Annotated in this window: 16 protein-coding genes and 1 pseudogene; 6 read left to right on the top strand and 11 right to left on the bottom strand. The window is 72.0% G+C overall.

The window, feature by feature from the left end; genetic code table 11:
* The first annotated feature begins 10 nt into the window (after positions 1-10).
* The 3 genes from ABT381_RS04270 to ABT381_RS04260 are packed head-to-tail and all read left to right on the top strand — an operon-like array spanning position 11 to position 3,359.
* Positions 11-1,354, top strand: coding sequence for a peptidoglycan-binding protein (locus tag ABT381_RS04270; RefSeq protein WP_351587424.1), 1,344 nt, complete (start codon positions 11-13; stop codon positions 1,352-1,354).
* Positions 1,351-2,136: an ABC transporter ATP-binding protein gene (locus ABT381_RS04265; protein ID WP_467754760.1), complete on the top strand. Its 786-nt coding sequence runs from the start codon at positions 1,351-1,353 to the stop codon at positions 2,134-2,136. Before ABT381_RS04270 ends, ABT381_RS04265 begins: the two co-directional genes overlap by 4 nt.
* Positions 2,133-3,359, top strand: a complete 1,227-nt coding sequence (locus ABT381_RS04260) for an ABC transporter permease (protein ID WP_351587422.1) — start codon at positions 2,133-2,135, stop codon at positions 3,357-3,359. Before ABT381_RS04265 ends, ABT381_RS04260 begins: the two co-directional genes overlap by 4 nt.
* 4 nt (positions 3,360-3,363) lie before the next feature.
* Here ABT381_RS04260 and ABT381_RS04255 read toward each other — a convergent pair whose 3' ends face one another.
* Both ABT381_RS04255 and ABT381_RS04250 read right to left on the bottom strand, forming a co-directional pair.
* The gene (locus ABT381_RS04255; RefSeq protein WP_351587420.1) at positions 3,364-4,995 is read right to left on the bottom strand and encodes a sensor histidine kinase; all 1,632 of its coding nucleotides are present in this window, start codon (positions 4,993-4,995) and stop codon (positions 3,364-3,366) included.
* Positions 4,992-5,699 (bottom strand): response regulator transcription factor, encoded by a 708-nt coding sequence (locus ABT381_RS04250; RefSeq protein ID WP_351587418.1) that lies wholly within the window; start codon positions 5,697-5,699, stop codon positions 4,992-4,994. The genes ABT381_RS04255 and ABT381_RS04250 overlap by 4 nt, the downstream gene beginning before the upstream one ends.
* A gap of 228 nt (positions 5,700-5,927) precedes the next feature.
* Here ABT381_RS04250 and ABT381_RS04245 point away from each other — a divergent pair, with 228 nt between their 5' ends.
* Positions 5,928-6,281 (top strand): SH3 domain-containing protein, encoded by a 354-nt coding sequence (locus ABT381_RS04245; RefSeq protein WP_351587416.1) that lies wholly within the window; start codon positions 5,928-5,930, stop codon positions 6,279-6,281.
* A gap of 47 nt (positions 6,282-6,328) precedes the next feature.
* Here ABT381_RS04245 and pstS read toward each other — a convergent pair whose 3' ends face one another.
* From pstS to ABT381_RS04205, 8 genes are all read right to left on the bottom strand, one after another.
* The gene (gene pstS / locus ABT381_RS04240; protein WP_351587414.1) at positions 6,329-7,447 is read right to left on the bottom strand and encodes a phosphate ABC transporter substrate-binding protein PstS; all 1,119 of its coding nucleotides are present in this window, start codon (positions 7,445-7,447) and stop codon (positions 6,329-6,331) included.
* Between the two features lie 196 nt (positions 7,448-7,643).
* Positions 7,644-9,365, bottom strand: a complete 1,722-nt coding sequence (locus ABT381_RS04235; protein ID WP_351587412.1) for a chitinase — start codon at positions 9,363-9,365, stop codon at positions 7,644-7,646.
* Between the two features lie 102 nt (positions 9,366-9,467).
* Entirely contained in the window at positions 9,468-10,679 is a 1,212-nt protein-coding gene (locus ABT381_RS04230; protein ID WP_351587410.1) for an alpha/beta hydrolase, read from the bottom strand.
* Positions 10,680-10,876: 197 nt separating this feature from the next.
* On the bottom strand, positions 10,877-12,385 hold the full coding sequence (locus ABT381_RS04225) for a CoA transferase (protein WP_351587408.1): 1,509 nt from the start codon (positions 12,383-12,385) through the stop codon (positions 10,877-10,879).
* Between the two features lie 48 nt (positions 12,386-12,433).
* Positions 12,434-14,602 carry an FUSC family protein gene (locus ABT381_RS04220; RefSeq protein ID WP_351587406.1) on the bottom strand — a complete coding sequence of 723 codons (2,169 nt, stop codon included), beginning with the start codon at positions 14,600-14,602 and terminating at the stop codon, positions 12,434-12,436.
* 119 nt (positions 14,603-14,721) lie between these two features.
* Positions 14,722-15,444: a nitroreductase family protein gene (locus tag ABT381_RS04215; protein WP_351587404.1), complete on the bottom strand. Its 723-nt coding sequence runs from the start codon at positions 15,442-15,444 to the stop codon at positions 14,722-14,724.
* Positions 15,441-16,964: a purine-cytosine permease family protein gene (locus ABT381_RS04210; protein WP_351587402.1), complete on the bottom strand. Its 1,524-nt coding sequence runs from the start codon at positions 16,962-16,964 to the stop codon at positions 15,441-15,443. Before ABT381_RS04210 ends, ABT381_RS04215 begins: the two co-directional genes overlap by 4 nt.
* Positions 16,965-17,001: 37 nt before the next feature.
* Positions 17,002-17,403 (bottom strand): tautomerase family protein, encoded by a 402-nt coding sequence (locus ABT381_RS04205; RefSeq protein ID WP_351587400.1) that lies wholly within the window; start codon positions 17,401-17,403, stop codon positions 17,002-17,004.
* Positions 17,404-17,615: 212 nt separating this feature from the next.
* On the opposite strand from ABT381_RS04205, the gene ABT381_RS04200 reads away from it, so the two are divergent.
* Complete coding sequence (locus tag ABT381_RS04200) at positions 17,616-18,392, top strand: SDR family oxidoreductase (protein WP_351587492.1); 777 nt, start codon at positions 17,616-17,618, stop codon at positions 18,390-18,392.
* Positions 18,393-18,412: 20 nt separating this feature from the next.
* On the opposite strand, the gene ABT381_RS04195 is transcribed toward ABT381_RS04200, so the two are convergent.
* A complete protein-coding gene (locus tag ABT381_RS04195) occupies positions 18,413-19,312 on the bottom strand; it encodes a LysR family transcriptional regulator (RefSeq protein ID WP_351587398.1) in 900 nt (299 codons plus the stop codon).
* Between ABT381_RS04195 and ABT381_RS04190 the strand changes: the two are divergent.
* Positions 19,226-19,627, top strand: a pseudogene (locus ABT381_RS04190) (ABC transporter substrate-binding protein); the annotation flags it as partial. The gene ABT381_RS04195 and the pseudogene ABT381_RS04190 overlap by 87 nt on opposite strands.
* Positions 19,628-19,664: the final 37 nt, after the last annotated feature.

Below are 19,664 nucleotides of genomic sequence, written 5' to 3'. Positions count from 1 at the left end.
GCGGGAAATCATGGACACGGGACGGGAATCGGAGAGCCGCGCCGACGGCCGGAGAGCCGGGCGGCGCAGGCGCGGCCCCGTACTCGTGGGGACCGGGATTCTCCTGGTCGCCGGGGTCAGTACGGTCGGCGCCCTCGGGCTGGGCGGAGGCGGCGCGGACGCCGATCAATCGGGGCAGAGCAGGAGCAGCCAGGCGGTACGGGTCACCCGTGGCACGCTGACCGACCAGACCGAGATCGACGGCCGGCTCGGCCACGGACCCGAGGTCCCGTTCCCGGTCAAGGCGAAGGGGACGGTGACCTGGCTGCCCGAGACGGACCGGACGATCCGGCGCGGCGGGACCGTGCTGCGCGTCGACGACCGTCCGGTGGTGCTGCTGTACGGCAGCCTGCCCATGTACCGCGATCTGGGCATGGTGGAGCCGCCGGAAGCGGGTACCGCAGGGAGCGGTGCGGGGAGCGAGGACACCGATGAAGCCAAGGGGATCGGTGGGACCAAGGGCATCGGTGGGATCAAGGGCACCGACGGAGCCGATGACATCGACGGGGGCACCCCGCCGAGTCAGCAGCCCGCCCCGTCCGCTCAGCCGACGCCCCTGCGCGGCATGGACGTCAAGCAGTTCGAGACCAACCTCCAGGCCCTCGGCTACTCGGGCTTCACCGTGGACGACACGTACACCACACTGACCGCCGACGCGGTCAAGCGCTGGCAGAAAGACCTCGGCCTGCCGCAGACCGGCAAGGTCGGCGCCGGTGACATCGTCTACGCGTCAGGGCCGGTACGGATCGCGGGCACCAGCGTGCGCGTCGGGGCCGAGGCCGCCGGCAGCCCGGTGAGCTACACCCGTACCTCCCGTATGGTCACCGTGGCCGCGCCCGCCGCCGACACGGACTGGGCGCGACGGGGCAGCGAGGTCACCGTGGAGCTCCCGGACGGGCGTTCCGTGCAGGGCAAGGTCGCGAGCGTGGGCAAGGACGCGTCCGCCTCCGGCGCCGGGGGTGAGGGGGGCGCCGACGGCGGGGGCGGCGAGGACGGCGGTGGCGACGCGGGGTCGAAGGCGGCCACGGTGTCCGTGGTGATCACCTTCGACGACCAGGACGCGCTGGGCAGGATGGAGAGCGGCCCGGTCACCGTTCGTTATGTGGTCGAGCAGCGCAAGGGCGTGCTGACCGTTCCGGTCGCCGCCCTCGTCGCCCTGGCCGAGGGCGGCCACGGTGTGGAGTTGGCCGAAGGGAGTGGCGGTGGCGGGGCCGACCGGTTCGTACCGGTAAAGACCGGGCTGTTCGCCAACGGCCGGGTCGAGGTGAGCGGGCCCCAGGTCCACGAGGGCATGAAAGTGAGAATCCCGAAGTGACCTCAGCGACCGACACCCAGCATGCCCACCCGCCATCGGAGTCCACGCCGGGCGCACACGTCGTCGAGTTCGATGGCGTGACGAAGACCTACCCCGGCCACGTCACCGCGGTCGACCGGGTCGACCTGGCCATCGCGTACGGCGAACTGGTCTGCGTCGTCGGCCACTCCGGGTCCGGGAAGTCGACCCTGCTCCACCTGATGGGCACCCTGGACCGCCCGTCCAGCGGCCGGGTCGCCGTCGACGGCCACCCGATCGCCGAGCTGTCCGACCGCGAGGTCTCCGCACTGCGCGCGCAGCGCATCGGCTTCGTCTTCCAGCAGTTCCACCTGGCCGTGGGGGTACCGGTACTGGACACCGTCGCCGACGGGCTGCTGTACGCGGGCGTGCCGCTGCGGGAACGCCGGCGCAGGGCGGCGGTCGCGCTGACCCGGGTGGGCCTCGACCACCGGATCGACCACCTGCCGCACCAGCTATCCGGCGGCGAGCGGCAGCGGGCAGCGGTCGCCCGTGCCGTCATCGGCGAGCCGGCCCTGCTGCTCGCCGACGAGCCCACCGGCAACCTCGACTCGGCCTCCGGCGCCGCGGTACTGGAGCTGCTGCGCGATCTGCACACGGCCGGCACCACGGTGGTGGTCATCACCCACGACCGCGAAATGGCCACGGTCTTCGACCGGAGGGTGGAGATGCGCGACGGCCGGATCGTCGCCGACAGCGGCGGAACCGGGTACGGCCCCGCCGCCCCCGGCCGTACCAACTCCGGCTCCGGGGAGGAGCGTTGAGCCACCGGAAGCCCCAACGAAGCCGCGAGCGCACCACCTCGCTGCGTCCCGCCCGGCTGAGCCCCGCCGACATCGTCCGGCTCGGCGGGACCGGGCTGCGCACCCGCCCGCTGCGGGTGTTCCTGTCCGCGCTGGGGATCGCGATCGGGGTCGCCGCGATGGTCGCCGTCGTCGGCATCTCCAGCTCCAGCCGGGCCGAGGTCGACCGCAGGCTCGACGCGTTGGGTACCAACATGCTGCGCGTCGCCCCCGGTCAGACCCCCGACGGCCGGAAGACCCGCCTTCCCGAGGAGGCGGTGCCCATGATCCGGCGGATCGGTCCGGTGCAGCAGGTGGCGTCGGTCGGTGTGATCGACGGCGCCGCGGTCTACCGCAACGCGCACATACCCGTGGGGCGGACCAGCAGCGTCCAGGTGGCGGCGGCCGAGCCGCGGCTGCTGCCGGCGATCGGCGGCAAGATCCGTACCGGCCGGTGGCTCGCTTCGGCGACCGAGGAGTACCCGGCGGTGGTACTCGGCGCGGAGGCGGCCCGGCGGCTGGACGCGTACACCCCGGGCATGCGCCTGTGGCTGGGCGGCAAGTGGTTCTCGCTGGTCGGCGTGTTGGAACCGGCGCCGCTCGCCCCGGAGATCGACAGTTCGGCGCTGGTCGGCCGGCAGGCGGCGCGGACGTATCTGCGCTTCGACGGCCACCCGTCGACCATTTACGTACGCGCCCGGAACGAGCGGGTGACGGCGGTACGGGACGTGCTCGCGGCCACCGCCAACCCGGCGAAGCCGAACGAGGTGCTGGTCTCCCGGCCCTCGGACGCGCTGGCCGCCCGGGAGGCCACCGAGTCCGCGCTGACCGGGCTGCTGCTCGGCCTCGGCGGGGTCGCGCTGCTGGTGGGCGGCGTCGGGGTGGGCAACACCATGGTCATCTCGGTGCTCGAACGCCGCCCGGAAATCGGCCTGCGCCGCGCGCTGGGCGCCACCAGCGGCCAGATCCGGGGCCAGTTCGTCGCCGAGTCGCTGCTGCTGTCCGCACTGGGCGGCCTCGGCGGGACAATACTCGGTACGGCGATCACTGCCGCGTACGCATACGTGCGGGACTGGCCGACCGAGGTACCGGTGTGGGCCGCCGGCGCCGGCATCGCCGTCACGCTGCTGATCGGCGCGACAGCGGGCCTCTACCCGGCGGTACGGGCCGGACGGCTCTCCCCGACCGAGGCGCTCGCCGGCTGAGGCGTCACCCGGTGGGACCCGGCCCCGCGGGCAGCGCCACCGTGAACACCGTCCCCACCGCCACCGTGCTCTCCACCCCGATCGTCCCCTGGTGATCGCTCACGATCTGCCGGGCGATGGACAGGCCCAGGCCGCTGCCGCCGGTGGCGCGGCCCCGGGCCGCGTCCGCGCGCCAGAAGCGGTCGAAGAGGTGCGGCAGGTCCTCGGCCGGTATGCCCGTGCCGGTGTCGCGGACCTGGAGGACCGCGTGGTCGGCGCGGGAGGCCAGCGCCAGCGTGACCGTGCCGCCGGGCGGCGTCGCCCGTATCGCGTTGCCGATCAGATTGCCGATGACCTGGCGCAGCCGGTCGGCGTCGGCGACCGCGTACGCCCGCTGCGGCGCCGCCAGTTCCAGCGCGACACCCGCGCTCTCGGCCTGGGCCCGGTGGGCGGTGCGGCAGGTCTCCAGCAGGTCGCGCAGGTCGACGTCGGCGCGGTGGTAGGTGAGCGCCCCGGCCTCGGCCAGCGCCAGGACCTGCAGGTCGTCCACGATCCGCTGTTGCAGCATCGCCTCTTCGTGGAGGGACGCGAGGAGTTCGGGCGTGGGCTCCACGACCCCGTCCTGCAATGCTTCGAGGTAGCCGCGCAAGTTGGCCAGGGGAGTGCGCAGTTCGTGCGCGATGTCACCGGTGAGGCGGCGCTGGCGTTCCTCGCCGGCCTGGAGGGAATCGGCCATCCGGTTGAAGGCACGGCCCAGTTCGGCGATCTCGTCCCGCCCGGAGACCGGCACCCGCCGGCCCAGCTCGCCGTCCCCCAGACCCCGGGCGGCCACGGTCAGGGCGCGGATCGGGCGCAGTACGGCCCGGCTCAGCAGCAGCGCGCCGAGGATGGCCGCGAGGGCGACCCCGACGGCGACGGCCACGGTCGGCGCGGCGGCCAGGGTGGGCGGGGATTCGTCGCGCACCCCGATGCGGACCTGCAGCCGAGGCGGCGCGGCCGTACCGATCCGCTCGTCGAAGGCGCGCTGCAGGCAGGTGGCGAACCGCCGCTCGCCCTCGCACTTCTGGACCGCCGCGTGGTCCTGGGCCGCCTTCGGGTCGGACGCCGCCGCCGGCTCCTCGCACTGCGCGGGCGCCCTGCCGTTCGTACTCACGCGGGGCACGCCGATGCTGTTCGGCCGGGCCGTGACCGTGGCCCCGGCCCGGGTCAGGCACGCCGCATACGCCGCGGCCGCCCGGTATTCGCCGATCGCCGTGACCGTGCGCTTGACCGAGGCCAGCGGTACCTGGTCCGTCGGCAGCCGCAGCGTGGGGCGCGGGTCGACCAGGACCGGGGGCTGCCGGCTCACCGCGCGCGGCTCGCGGCCGGTGAGGGCGTCGGAGTCGGCGAGCAGCTCGTCGGCCTCCGTGGCGACCCAGACGCGCTGGCCGGTGTCCTTCGCCAGCCGGCTCACCGTGGGCGAGATGCCTTCCCAGGTGCCGTGCGCGAAACCGTAGGCGTACAGCTCGCCGGTGATGCGGGACACCACCTGCCGCCCGGCGGTGACGGAATCGGCGGCCTGCCGCGTCGCCTGACGCCACGTCAGCCAGGCGGTCGCCGCCGTGGCGGCCATCGCGACGAGCATCAGCAGGGCGAGCGCCCGCACCCGGAAGCTCACCGCTCCTCACCCTGACCCGCGGCCAGCCGGTAACCCCGTCCGTACACCGTCTCCACATACCGCGGGCCGTCGGGGCCGCCCGCCTTCTCCAGCTTCCGTCGCAGGTTCATCACATGCGCGTCGACCGTGCGCTCCAGGACGTTCTGATCGAATCCGAAGACCCGGTCGATGATCTGGGCCCGCGTGAACGCCCGGCCGGGCTCGCCCGCGAGGACGGTCAGAATGGCGAACTCCTTGCCGGTCAGCACCACCGGCTCGCCGGCCACCCGCACCTCGAAGCGCGCGGTGTCGATCTCCAGGTCCCCGACCGTGAGGACGGTGGGCTCCGTACGCCCCGCCGCCTTCGCCCGCCGTAACAACGCCCGGACCCGGGCGGTCAGTTCCCGCGGGCTGTACGGCTTGGTCAGGTAGTCGTCGGCCCCGAGGTCCAGCCCCAGGAGCATGTCCTCCTCCGTGGTGCGCGCGGTGAGCAGCAGGATCGGCACCTGGGACTCGGCGCGCAGGATGCGGCACACATCGAGTCCGTCGACGTTCGGCATCATCACGTCGAGCACGATGAGGTCGGGCCGGGCGGACCGTGCCCGGTCCACGGCCGAGCGGCCGTCGCCGACGACCTGGACCTCGTTCCCCTCCCGCTCCAGGTAGAGCCGGATCAGGCGGGCCTGTTTCACGTCGTCCTCGGCGACCAGTATGCGAGCGCTCAACGCGCCTCTCCTCACGTCATGTGCCAATTTGTGCGCCCGTAGCGCCTTTTCGGCCTCTCGGGCACCCGAAATCGGTCACTCCGGGGCGGAATGCTTTCTTCGCCATGTTCAGAACAGGATCGTACTAACGCCACGTGCATCCCAGGCGATGCAGTGGTCACTGCTCTTGCCTCAAGCCACTCGGCAAGCAGGGGCGGTGCCAACAAAAAATCGCATGTGGGGGATCTTATGAAGCGTCGACTCGCAGCCGTTCTGCCCGCCATCGCGGCGGTGGCCGTGTGCCTCCCGTTCACCCTCTCCACTCCGGCGGTGGCCGCAGCGTCCTGCGGCAAGACCGCCGCCGACAAGGACGGAGGCGCCTGGAACGCCACGGCGAGCGGTGCCAACGAGCGCAGCGGCTCCAGCACCGGCTGTGCGAGCAACGGCATCGCCTACTCCGGCCACCGGCTCGACTACCACTGCTACACGGTGGCCGGCGACTACACCTGGACGTACCTCAGAAACGACAGCACGGGCACCTACGGCTGGGTCCGCGACGACCTGCTGAGCGACTACGGCTCCAGCGTGTACTGCGGCTTCTGATCCATTGCCCGTACTGCCAGGGGCGGTCCCGCCGGGGCCGCCCCTGGTCAGTTCAGCGAGCGGACCGCCCGGCGGACCTCCGTCGCGACGGGGTCGGGGAGCGGTGCGTAGTGCAGTGCCGGGAGCCGCTTCTGACCCTCGGGGCCCGCGGTGTAGGTCAGGAACGACTTGAGGACCGGCAGGGAAGCGGCCTGATTTCCCTTGTCGCAGACGAGCTCGTACGTCATCAGGACGATCGGGTACGCACCGGGCTTCGGCGCGGCGTAGTCGAACGCGAGCGTCTTGTCCTTGCCCTCACCCACGATCTCGGCGGCGCCGATGCCGGCCGAGGCGGTCTCCGTCGTGGGCGCCACCGGCTCGCCGGCACCGGTGTCGATGCTGACCGTAGTGATCTTGTGGGAGACGGCGAAGGACAGCTCGAAGTAGCCGATGGTCCCGGGCGAGGAGGCCACCTCCGCCGCGACGCGGGAGGACCCGGTGGCGGCGCCGCCGCCCTTGCCCTGCCACGCCTTCCCGGCCGAGTGCGGCCAGTCCTCGGGCGCGGCACCGGCCAGGTACTCCTGGAAGTTCTGGGTCGTGCCCGAGTCGTCCGAGCGGTGCATCGGCCGGATGGGCAGGGACGGCAGCTTCGTGCCGGGGTTCAGCTTCCGGATGGCCGGTGCGTCCCAGGTGGTGATGCGGGAGTCGAAGATCTTCGCCAGGGTCGGCGCGTCCAGTACCAGATGGTCCACGCCCGGCAGCTGGAAACCGATGGCGACGGGGCCGCCGGCCATCGGCAGATGGATGGCCCGGCCGCCCCGGCAGACCTCTCGCGACCACTCGATCTCCTGCTTGCTCAGCACCCCGTCGGTGGCGCCGAACGCGGTCGCCCCCCGCTGGAACTGCGCGACACCGGCGCCCGACCCCAGTGGGTTGTAGGCGATCCGCGCGCCCGGGCAGGCCCGTTGGTACGCGTCGATCCAGTGCTCCATGGCGCTCTGCTGCGCCGTCGAGCCGGAGCCGCGCGCCCTGCCCTGACCGGCACAGTCGATCCCGGCGGGCACCGGCTCCGCGGACCGGCGGCTGCCGTCCGCCGGGCCGGTGGCCTGCGCCCCGCACCCGGCGAGCAGCGCGGCGCCCGCGCAGGTCGCGGTGAGCAGAGTGCTCCATCGGCTCGTACGCCTCATACGGACCCGACGTTGGCTTTGCACTCTTGTTCCCCTCACGGCACCCGCACGGCACCCACACGGCGCCACACTCACCTCGACACAACGAACTGGACATGAATGCTCGCCGATCTTTCGTACGAGGTGCGTGTCGCCCGGGCGAACAGCAGGTGATCTCTGGATCACGGCCAGGTGAACACCGCCGTGCGGGCCGTCGCTACGGCAGCGCGTGGACGTGCGGGCCGACTGCGTTGGACCAGGCGTTGCCCGCGGTGGCGTCCCAGTTCGTCGACCAGGTCATCGCGCCGCGCAGCCCGGGGTAGGTCTTCGCGGGCTTGAAGGTGCCGCAGCCGGTGCCCTTTGTGAGGCAGTCCAGGGCGGCGTTGACCACGCTCGGTGCGACATACCCGCTGCCCGCGCCGCGTGTGGAGGCGGGCACGCCGATCCCGACCTGGGAGGGGTCGAGACCGCCTTCGAGCTGGATGCAGGCCAGCGCGGTCAGGAAGTCCACCGTCCCCTGGGAGTAGACCTTGCCGTCGCAGCCGAGCATCGAACCGCTGTTGTAGTACTGCATGTTGACGACGGTCAGGATGTCCTTGACGTTCAGCGCCGTCTTGAAATACCCGCCCGACGTCGACTGCATGTCGATGGTCTGCGGGGCCATCGTGAGGACCAGCTTGCCGCCCGCCTTCTGCGACAGCGAGCGCAGCGCCTGCGTCATGTAGGTGGGGTCGAGGCCGTTCTCCAGGTCGATGTCGACGCCGTTGAAGCCGTACTCCTGCATCAGCGCGTACACGCTGTTGGCGAAGTTCGCCGCCGCGGCCGCGTCCCTGACGGAGATCGTGCCCTTCTCGCCGCCTATCGAGATGACCACCGACTTGCCGGCCGCCTGCTTGGCCTTGATGTCGGCCTTGAACTGGTCGACGGTGTAGCCGTTCAGGCCCGCGGTGTCGAGGTGGAAGGCGACCGCGCCGGGCGTGCTCGTGGCGTCGGCGAAGGAGACCGCGATGATGTCGTACTGGCCCGGCACGTCGCTGATCTTCTGGACGGTCGCGCCGTTGTTGAAGTTCTGCCAGTAGCCCGTGACCGCGTGCTTGGGCACCGCCGGATTGCCGCCGGGCCCGCCGTCGGCGGCCGTGGTGCCGGTGACCTCGGCCGACCTGGCGGACTCGCCGGCCGCGTTGGTCGCCGCGACCTGGAAGCGGTAGGCGGTGGACGGGCTCAGGCCGGTCACGGTCGCGGAAGTACCGCTGACGGACTGCGCCTTGGCGCCGTCGCGGTAGACGGTGTATCCGGTGGCGTCCTTGGCCGCGTTCCAGGAGAGGGCGACGGAGGACGGCGTCACGGAGCCGACGGCGAGACCGGTCGGGGCCGCCGGCACGCCCGGTATGGGATCGGTGCCGCCTCCGCCGTCGGGCCCGAACACGCTGAGGTCGTCGGCGAAGTAGGCGGGCTGCCCGTACCAGCCGTGCGTGTAGACGGTCACGGAGGTGGTGGCGGGCCCGGTGGTGAAACTGGTGCTGAGCTGCTGCCAGCCCGAGCCGCCGGGGGTCCAGGTGGAGACGTCGGTGGTCCCGGTGCCGGACGCGCCGAGGTACACGTACGAGCCCTGGACGTACGCGCTGAGTCGGTACGTCGAGCCGGGCTTGACCGCGACGGTCTGCGAGCACTGGGCGTGGTCGGAGCCGGCCGGGGTGGCCTTCAGAGCGCCCGTACCGCTGTGCACGGGGCTCGTGACGGTCGTGCCACTGCCGTTCGCGCAGGTCCAGTTGGACAGGCCGGACTCGTAGCCGGGGTTCTTGGCGACGTTGACGTCGGCCTGCGGGGCGGCGACCGACGGGGCGCCGCTCGCCGCGCACACGAAGGCCGCGGCGGTGGCGAGGAGGGCCGTGAGCCGGCGTCTGTGCCGGCCGGGTCTGACATCTGCGGTACGGGGCATGGCTGTCTCCGGTGCGGAAGAGGGGAACCCAAGGGCACGTACGAGACGGCGGCCACCGTGTCTGCGCTAAAAATGGTTCAGACCAATGCTGTTGTCAAGGGGTCACGGCGAGGTCCGCGCGCTCCGCCGCGGCCGGGGCGCCACGTCCTGCGGGAAGGTCAGCATGGAGCCCATCCACTCCATCGCGGGCGTGATCTCCCGTCGCCAGGTCGTGAAGTGGTGGCTGCCCCGGGGCAGGATGATCGAGTCGACGGTCATCGGCGGCCTCGCCGCGCGCACGAAGCGCATCGTGTCGGCGTAATCCGGCTCGCCCTGCCGGCTGCTGGCCACCAGCACGGAGACCCGCGGCGTCGGGAGATGCTTCAGCCGCCAGAGCAGGTCGTGCTCGCGCCGGCGCTGTGCGGCCCGCGGCCCGGAGCCGAAGAGGCTGCCGGTGGTCAGGTCGTCCGTGACCCGGTAGTCGGCGGACATCGCGACGGCCGAGGTGTAGACACCGGGATTGCGCAGGGCGAGTTGGAGGGCACAGGTGCCGCCGGAGGAGTACCCGAGTGCTCCCCAGGCGCTGGGGTCGTGGCCGACGCGGTAGACCGACTTCAGTGCGTCCGGCAGGTCCTTGGTGAAGAACGTCTCGGCCTGCGGCCCGCCGGGCACGTCCACGCACTCGGTGTCCCGCGGCGGTGCGATGGTCGGCCGGATCATCACCACGACGGTCGGCTGCATCGCGTGCCGGGCGATCAGCCGCCCGGCGGTCTGCGGCACGCGGAGGTACCGCGCGAGGTTGGTGATGCCGCCCGGATAGCCGCTGATCGCGACGATCACGGGGAAGCGCTGGCGGCGGAACTGGCGCTGGAAGTACTGCGGCGGCAGATAGACGAAGGCCGGATTCACCACCCTGGTACGGCGCCCCATGATCCGTACGGATTCCACCTTGCCGGCCTTGTCCGGCGGGCCCGCGGGCAGTCCGTCCACCCGGTCCAGCCCCTGGGGCCCGGCCGCCTGCACCAGCCCGCGCCGCGCCCCGGCGACCGTCTCCCGGTTGCCGTCCGGGCCGGTCTGGTGGGTGACGGACACCGGTGCCTGCTCGTTGCGTCCGAGCAGTTCGTTCCACGAACCGTAGAACTCGAAGGCCGAGTTGACGGCCAGGGCCAGCGCGCAGACGAGCGCGAGCTGGGTGACGGCGATGGACGCGAGCCGGCCCAGCACGGGCAGCAGCCCGCGCCCGGCCAGCCGGGGCCAGCCCCACACCGTGAGCACCACACAGAGCACGGCGGCCACCACCACCGTGTATTCGAGCGAGCCGCTGGTCAGATCCATGCGCCCATCACTCCACCCCACACCTCGCAACGTCCGGGGCGGGCCGCCCGTCAGCTCGGCGGGCGGCCCGGTCCCGCTCATCGTTGAGGAGGCGAGCGAAGCACGGTGCGTTCCGGCTGGGGCCGGTTCTTGCCAAGGACGTTGCCCACCCGGTGCCCCGTACGGCGCCGGCAGCGACCCTCAACCCCGGCCGTAGCTCAGGCCCCCAGCCACTCCGGCCGCGAAGAGCCGCGGGGGACGAGGGTGAACGGGTAGCGGCCGGGGGTGCCGGACATCCGTACCTGGTCGGTGACGCCCTGGTACGTACCGAGCGGGGTCTCGTCCGTGAAGGTCTCGGGGTCGAGGTAGGCGTGCTCCACGCCGGTACCGGCGATCCCGGCCGCGTACGCCTTGTCGAAGACGCCGAGGCTGAGGATCCACAGCGCGGCACGGGTCAGTGAGACGTGCACGCGGTAGCTGCCGCCCTCGCGCGCCCGGCGGGCCAGCGCCTCGCTGACGCCGGCTGCCATCAGCCAGGAGACGATGTAGTCGTTGACCACGAGGATCGGCGGCAGGCCGGGCCGCTCGCCGTCGCCTTCGAGGTTCATCATGCCGACCAGGCTGCCGGCGGTCTGGTCGAAGCCGACCCGGTCGGCCCACGGCCCGGTGGGGCCGTTGAGGGTGGCCGTCGCGTGGATGATGCCGGGGCGCGCCTCGGCGGCCTGCTCCGGGCTCAGCCCGATGCTGTCGAGGTAGCCGGGGCGGCGGTTGGCGTAGAAGACATCGGTGCCGGTCAGCAGTGCGCGAATGCGGGCCGCGCCCTCGGCGGAGCGCGGATCGAGGGTGGTGGAGCGGACGCCGATGTTGGCCGTGGTGTAGGTGGTGTCGTGCTCGTGCTCGTTGGGGCGCCAGATGTTCAGTACGTCGGCGCCGTGCAGGGCCAGCGACCGGCCCGCTCCCGCGCCGGCGATCACATGGCCCATGCCCAGGGCCCGGATGCCCGAGAGGGGCTGGTCGCCCTCGGTGGGCAGGGGTTCGGCCGGGCTGTCGCCGATCTTCTCGATCTGGACCAGCGGCATGTGCGCGAGGTGGTCGCGGTACTGGGGCTCGTCCAGCATCTCCAGCGGGGAGCGCAGCACGGGCAGCACGACGCCGGCCTCGACAGCGGCCTTCTCCAGGTCATCGGCGTTCCAGCCGGCGATCGCCGCGGCCACGGCGGCGGGGTCGTCCGGCGTCCCGAGCAGCTTCATGGCGGCGTTCTTGATGCCGGGGTAGGGATTGAGCGGCATCACCCAGCGGCCGTCGGCGGTCGGGTAGAAGGAGAAGCCGAGCGCCTGGTTGACGTTGGTGGAGGAGGCCGGCGGGTAGCCGTTCAGCAGCTCCCAGCGGCGGTCGTAGAACGGGCACAGCCGGTGCGGCGCGCTCCGCAGGTCCACGGTGATGTCCTGCCCGTCGCCGCCGCGCAGCCGCCACAGCTTGGCGACCGCAGCGGACTTGGCCGCGAGCGCGATGGCGGCGGCCCCGCCCAGCCGCAGGGTGCTCGGTACGACCGGGTCGGCGCCGAGGAAGGTGACCTTGCCCCCGGTGTCCTCCGGGCTCATGCCGATGCCTGCCAGCACCTCGGCGAAGGCGGCCTCGACGTCGAAGGCGTCGTCGGTGGCCGGGGCGGCGACGGCTGCCTCGATGCGCTGGGTGAGCCGCTGGGCGTGCTCGGTGTTCGTGGTCATCGGTCGGTCAGCTCCCTGTGCTGTGTTCGGTGGTTGCGTACGACGTGGTTATTCGGTGGTTGCATACGACATCTGAGTGCGATGGTTGCGTACGGAGCCCAACTGGCCCGCTCCCGACCCCCGTTCACCGGCCACCGGACCGGCCGCCGCGCCGGAGGCCAGGCGGGCGACCAGCTCTTCGACGGCCGTCACGGTGTGCAGGCACAGCGTGAGGGCCCGGCCACGGGCGTGCGCGACGCCGTCGGGCGCGGTGCGGTCGACCAGGTCGGCGAGCCCGCTGCGGGCGGCCGTCGCGTCGAAGGCGGCGCGCAGGACGCCGGGGTGCGGCCGGCCCTTCGCGGCGACGACGGCGGCCAGCTCCGCCAGGTGGTGATCGAGGACCGCGGCGAACTCGGCGGTCTCCGGCACGGCGTCCGCCGGCCGGCCCGGCTGCCCGTCGTAGAGCAGCGCGGCGCACTGGGTGATCTCGTACACCGACCGCTGGATGCCGGTCAGCTCCTCGGCGGTCCACCGGGCGCGGTGGCTGCGGGGCTCGTGGCCGAGGCTGCCGATCGCGCCGTCCAGCCGCTCCCTGGCCTGCCGGGACTGCCGGCGCAGCACGTCGATCCCGGCCGGATCCACCGCGCCCGCCTCGGCGTACCCGGTGACCAGCATCGGCAGCAGCCGCCGCTGCACCCGCAGCCAGTCGGCCAGCAGCTCGTGCGTGCGGTGGTGGTGGTACGTCGGGATCACCACGAAGACGACCAGGCCGAGCAGCGCGCCCACGAGGGTGTCGGCGGGGCGGCCCCACTCGATCAGGTCGGGCGCCGAGCCGAGCCGGCTGATGAGGAAGACGATCCAGGCGGTGATGAAGAAGTTCAGTACGAGCTGGCCGACGCGGAGCGTGAGGAAGACGCAGGCCGCGAGGACCGCCGCGCCGATCACCAGCCCGTCGGCGCTCCACCCGCCGGGCAGCAGCACCACCCACGCCACGATCCCGCCGAGGATCGAGCCGATCGGCCGGCTCCAGCCGCGGGCGAAGGTGTGCCCGTAGTCGGGGAACAGCACCAGCATCGTGGTGAGCGCGGCCCAGAAGCCGTGGTCGGGCAGGGCGTGGCCCCAGAAGTCGCCGAACGCGCGGCCCGCCGCCTCACCGGCCGCGGTGCCGACCGCGATGCGGATGGCGTGCCGGAAAAGGGGAGCGCCCGGGCGCATCTCGGCCATCAGCCGGCGCCATCCGGAACGCAGCGCGTTCTCGGCGGGGAAGGCGTCCAGTACCTGGTCAAGGCCCTCGGGGCCGCGGGCCTGGAGCCAGTGGTCGGCCAGCCGCGCGGCCTCCCGGAGGCGGGGCAGCAGCGCGTCGGCCTCGGGCCCGCGCCAGGTGTCGAGCAGACGCAGGGCCTCGGCGTCGGCGTCCTGGCGCCGGGCGGTCAGCACCGTACCGGCGACGGCGTCGAGCGCCTCGGCGATCGCGGTACGCGGCACGCGCGCCGTCCGGGGCAGGAAGTGCAGGGCCCGCCGGATGCCCTCGGCCTCCGCGAGCAGCCCGTAGAGCGGGGCCGCGGCGGGGCGGGCGAACGACGGCAGCAGATCAAGGGCCGAGCGGGCCGCGGTGAAGGGGGCGGACGAGAGGTACTCGGCGGGCTCGGCGGCCCGCGCGGTGCTCGCCAGGCTCCGGTACAGCGCGGCCACCGCCTTGCGCTGCGCGGGGTGGCGACGGCCGTACGGGGGCAGCAGCTGGGCGACGAAGACCATGGCGGAACCGACCGCGATCCACTGGACCATGGTCAGCCCGGCCGATGTGCCGGGGGAGAGGTCCGCGGTGATCATGAGGCCGATCGTGACCAGGCAGGCCCGGATGCCGGGGGCCACGCCCAGGGCGCGCCACAGCCCGGCGACGTAGGACGCCACGGCGAGCACGAGCAGGAACCACCAGCCCATCGGGTGGAGGTACACGCCGACCAGTGTGGCGAGGGAGAACCCGACCCCGAGGGCGAGCGCGTTCACCGCCCGGTGCCGGACCGGCGCCAGGAGCGTGCCGATGCCGCAGATGAAGGCCCCGACCGTCATCATGGCCCAGGCCAGTGGGTCGTCGAGCAGCCATCCCACGACGGATGCGGCGACGACGGCGAGCACGGCCCGGCCGATCGCCCAGGGATCCGAAAGTACGCGTTCCATCTTCAGCCCCGCCCGGAAGCTGTGCTGGATGGCGGAGCACCATGCCTTGACCTCACTCATATATATGTATGTTACACCTAACGGTCCGTGCGGGGCGAGTGACCGCGCCCCGACGGGGAGTGAATCAGCCCACTCCCGCCGCCGGGGCGCAGTCGGTCCCTCGGTCCCTCATCAGAACGTCACCAGGCGTTGCGGTGGATGACCTCGGAGACGGGGCGCCGCCGCACCGGACCGAAGTTGCCGGCCGGCCACCCCACGGGGATCGCCGCGAAGGTGCGCATGTCCTCGGGGATGCCGAGCGCCTGCTTCCACTCCCGCTCCAGCATCAGGTGCCAGATGGTGATGTTGGCGGCCAGGCCGAGCGCGCGGGCGGCGAGCAGCAGGTTCTGCACGCCCGGATAGACGCACGAGCCTTCCGCGAGCGCCGTGAAGCGCGACTGGGTCCGTGCCAGCTCCTGTACCGCGTCCGTGCCCAGCGCCTGCGCCGAAGCCCGCAGCCCCGCTTCGTCCGGCTGCTGCTCGGGCATCCGGTAACAGGGGATGATCAGAGCAGGGGTCTCGGCGAAGTGGTCGCGCTGGTACTCGATGGCCGCGACCATGCGGCCGTACGCGGCCTCGTCCATCCCCTCAGGCGCATGCTTACCGGTGGTGGCCAGGTAGGCGTCCACACACCGCTGCCACAGCGGCGCCAGCCGTGCCATGACCTCGGGGTCGGTCACGACGACGTACTCGTACCGCTGCATGTTGCCCCCGCTGGGTCCCCAGACGGCGGCCTGTACGAGCCGCTCCAGCAGCTCGTCCGGCACGGGGTCGGGCTTCAGGCGGCGCATGGCCCGCATGGTCGACATGGTGTCGAAGAGCGGGGGTTGACGGGCGGAGGAGGCGGTCGTGGTGGTGATCATGACCGCAGAGTGTAGGTCGTACGGTCGTCGACGATCGGCGGTACCTCGGCCGCGGACGCCCGGACGAACCGGGGCCCGTCCGGCCCGTACACCGCACGCGGTTCGGGGAAGACGGCCAGCAGGAGGAGGTAGCTCACCGCGGCGAGCGCGAGGCCGACGGGCAGTGAGATGTCCGCGCCGCCGGCGAGGCCGCCGAGCGGGCCGACGAACTGGCCGGGCAGATTGGTGAACAGCAGCCCCAGCGCGGCGGAGAGCAGCCAGGCGGCCATGGCGCGCCAGTTCCAGCCGTGCGTGAACCAGTAACGGCCGCCGCGCTGACGCCGGTTGAAGACCTGGATGGCGTCCGCGTCGTACCAGCCGCGGCGGGTGACATAGCCGAGGATCATGACGACCATCCAGGGCGCGGTGCAGGTGATGATCAGCGTGGCGAACGTGGAGATGGACTGGGTCAGGTTCAGCGCGAAGCGGCCGGCGAAGATGAACGCGATCGACAGCACCCCGATGAACAGCGTGGCCTGCACCCGGCTGAAGCGCGGGAAGACGCTGGAGAAGTCCAGGCCCGTGCCGTAGAGCGCGGTGGTGCCGGTGGACAGGCCGCCGATCAGGGCGATCAGGCAGAGCGGCAGGAAGTACCAGCCGGGCGAGACGGCGAGGAGGCCGCCGACGTAGTTGGGCGCCGCCGGGTCGACGTACCGCGCGGCCTTCTCCGCGATGACCGACGCGGTGGCCAGGCCGAAGACGAAGGGCAGCAGCGTGGCCAGCTGGGCGAGGAACGCGGCGCCCATCACCCGGCGGCGCGAGGTCGCGGCGGGGATGTAGCGGGACCAGTCGCCGAGGAACGCGCCGAAGGAGACCGGGTTGGAGAGCACGATCAGCGCGGCACCGACGAACGAGGGCCAGAACAGCGGGTCGTCGGTCGAGGCGAAGGCACCCGCGTACCCCGGGTCGAAGTCGCCCGCGAAGGCGAAGGCGCCGAGGACGAACATCGCCGACGCCGCCACCACGGCCACCTTGTTGACCAGCAGCATGAACCGGAAGCCGTAGAGGCAGACCACGAGGACGAGCCCGCCGAAGAGCGCGTACGCGAGGCCGTACGCGGGCCCCGACTCGGGGACCCCGACGAGCCGGTGGGCGCCGCCGACGAGCGCGTCCCCGGACGACCACACCGAAATCGAGAAGAACGCCACGGCGGTGAGGAGCGAGAGGAACGACCCGACGATCCGCCCGTGCACGCCCAGGTGCGCGGACGAGGAGACGGCGTTGTTCGTGCCGTTGGCCGGGCCGAACAACGCCATCGGGGCGAGCAGCAGCGCCCCGGCGACCAGCCCGAGGACGGTCGCCGCGAGCCCTTGCAGGAAGGACAGCCCGAAGAGCACGGGAAAGGCCCCGAGCACACAGGTCGCGAAGGTATTCGCGCCACCGAAGGCCAGCCGGAAGAGGTCGATCGGACGCGCGGAACGGTCCTCGTCCGGTATGCGCTCGACGCCGTAGGTCTCGATTTCGGTGATCGCCGTGGTCACGTGCTCCGCTTCCTGTCGCCGCTGCTGTCGCTCGGCCTCACAGTCTGTCAGCGCCCCCTGGCTCGTACTGCGCCACCCCGTGCCCGAAGGACCAGTCGACCGACTCGTTCTCGGTCAGGGTGATGAAGACGTTCCGCGGCTCGGTCCCCGCGTACTCGTGCGCGAGCTCGGCGATCCGCCGGTACAACGCCCGCTTCCGCTCGGGGGTGCGCCCGGAACGCATCGTGATCGCGACGTACACGATCCCGTCGTCGCGCCGAATGCCGAGGTAATTGCCGTAGCGCAGCGTGCTGTTGACGCCGTCATGACCGGTCAGGACCTGGAACAGGTCGTCGGGCGGAAAGCCGATCGTCTCGACGAGGGCGTCGTGCACGGCACGGCCGAGCGCGTCGAGCCGCGTGCTGTCGGTCCCGAGCGCGTCAATGCGCACAAATGGCATGTCAGAGGTCCCTTTCCGAGAGGAGAGCAGGAGCGTACATACTAGTAGGTACAGTCACCAGTCGCTGCCATAGGAGTCCCCTATAGCCTCTGCTGACTTTTCGTCTTTGTCTCTCATTCTTTTCCGGTCCTACTGTGAAACAGCTCGATGAGGCGCGCATCGCGACTGAATTCCGTCGAGCGGATAATTACGCTATGGAGAGGACCGGTGGCATGGCCACGATCGAGAATTCATCGGGAACGCGGGAACTCGCGGGAAAGCGGGCACTGGTCACGGGTGGTACTCGCGGAATCGGAGCGGCCGTCGTGCGGCAGCTCCTGGGCGCGGGCGCCGAGGTGCTCACGACCGCCAGGTCGGCGACGAGCACGGTGCCGGAGGGGGCCGCGTTCGTGGCGGCCGACGTGCGGACGCGGGCCGGCGCGGAGGCGCTCGCCGCGGCCGTGCAGGAGACGCTCGGCGGGGTGGACATCGTGGTCCACAACGCGGGCGGAGCCACACCTCACGCGGCCGCCTCGGCCATCTCCGACGAGGAGTGGCAGGAGGCCCTTGACCTGAACTTCCTGGCGTCGGTACGCCTCGACGCACTGCTGGCGCCGGGGATGCGGGAACAGCGGTCGGGGGTGATCGTGCACGTCTCCTCGGCCGCCGTCCGCACCCCGCTGGGGCAGTTCCTGCACTACACGGCGGCGAAGGCGGCGCTGGAGAACTACAGCCGGGGACTGGCCACCGAACTGGCCCCGGCCGGAATCCGGGTCAACACCGTGAGCCCCGGCCGGGTCACCACCCCCGGCGGCGAAGCGACCCGGGAGGAGTGGGCGCGCCTGAGCGCGGCACCGGCCCAGGTCAACGCCGACGACACGACGCCGCTGGGGCGCGACGGGCGGCCCGACGACATCGCCGACGCAGTGCTTTTCCTCGCGTCCGACCGGGCGGGCTGGCTGACCGGAAGTAATCTCTTCGTGGACGGCGGTGAATTCCCCAGGGGCTGACACCGAATTGCGAGGAATTGCTAGAGAGGGCTGACAGTCCCTCGCGCGAATATGTCCCAGGCCTCCTGCCGCAGGAGTTCCAGCAATGCCGTTTCCGCGGGGCCCGGGCCCTGCCGGATTACGGCGATGACGGGCTGGGACACGGCCGGGGACACCGGGCGCACGAGGTGCTCGTGACCGTCGGGCACCGCGGAGGCCGGGACGAGCGTCACCCCCAGCCCCTGGGCGGCCCAGCGCACGGCCGTCGCCGTCTGGGACACGCGGGCGGCCGTGGTCGGGGCCAGCTCGTTGTCCCGCAGCACGGCAAGGAGTACGCCGTCGAGCGCGCTGTCGCGGTCGAACCTCACCCACGGCTCCCCCTCCAGTTCGCGCAGTTCGACCCGGTCCGCGGTGAGCAGCCGGTGCCCGGCGCCCAGCACCACGACGAGCTCCTCGTCGCCGAGGTGGTGGGCGTTGGCGGGGCTCCGCTCGCACGCCGCCATCAGGGCGAGGTCCAGCACGCCCCGGCGGCACAGCCGCTCCAGCTCGGCGGAGCTCGGCTCCTCGAAGACGGTGACCTCCAGCCGCGGGAAGCGGCGACGCAGCGCGCCCAGGGCGTTCGGCAGTTGCCGCGTGCCGAAGCCCATCTGCACCGCGACCACCAGCTCGCCCACGATGTCATCGGCACCGGCCCGCGCCGTCGTCCGCGCCCGCCGCGCCGCGCTCACCGCGACCTCCGCCTCCCGCAGGAACGCGCGGCCGACCACGGTGGGCACCAGTCCGGTCGGCGTGCGAGCGAACAATTCCACGCCGAGATCCCGCTCCAGACCGCGGATCTGCTGGGACACCGACGGTTGAGCGACGCGCAGCAGCTCTGCCGCCGCCGTCACCGAGCCCTCCTCGGCAATGGCCAGGGCGTACTCGAACTGACGAAGGCTCATCGGCTCCCGTCTCCTCCTTGCAGTGGACCGCGGTCCACCTCGTGGCAGTCGTTGTCACAGCAGACAACTCAGATCTGCCGACGAGGATTCCCGCGGTCCGGGGACCGCCGGACCTGGACGTTCACTCTGCGGGACAACGTACGGTTCCACTCCGGGCACCCGCTGACCGCCGAGGCGGTCAAGGCGTCGATCGAGCGCACCATGAAGCTGAGGGCCGGCGCCTCCTACGTGTGGGATCCGGTGAAGAAGATCACCCCGGTCGGGACCCGGCAGGTCCGCTTCGAGCTGTCCCGCGCGGCGCCACTGGACATCGTGGCGCGCCCGGAAGCTGCTGAAGGCCACCCGCACCCTG

This window comes from Streptomyces sp. NPDC000151, from assembly GCF_040301705.1.
Taxonomy (GTDB): Bacteria; Actinomycetota; Actinomycetes; order Streptomycetales; family Streptomycetaceae; genus Streptomyces.
The sequence above is the reverse complement of the archived record's forward strand: the minus strand, read 5'-3'. Positions and strand labels throughout refer to the sequence as shown.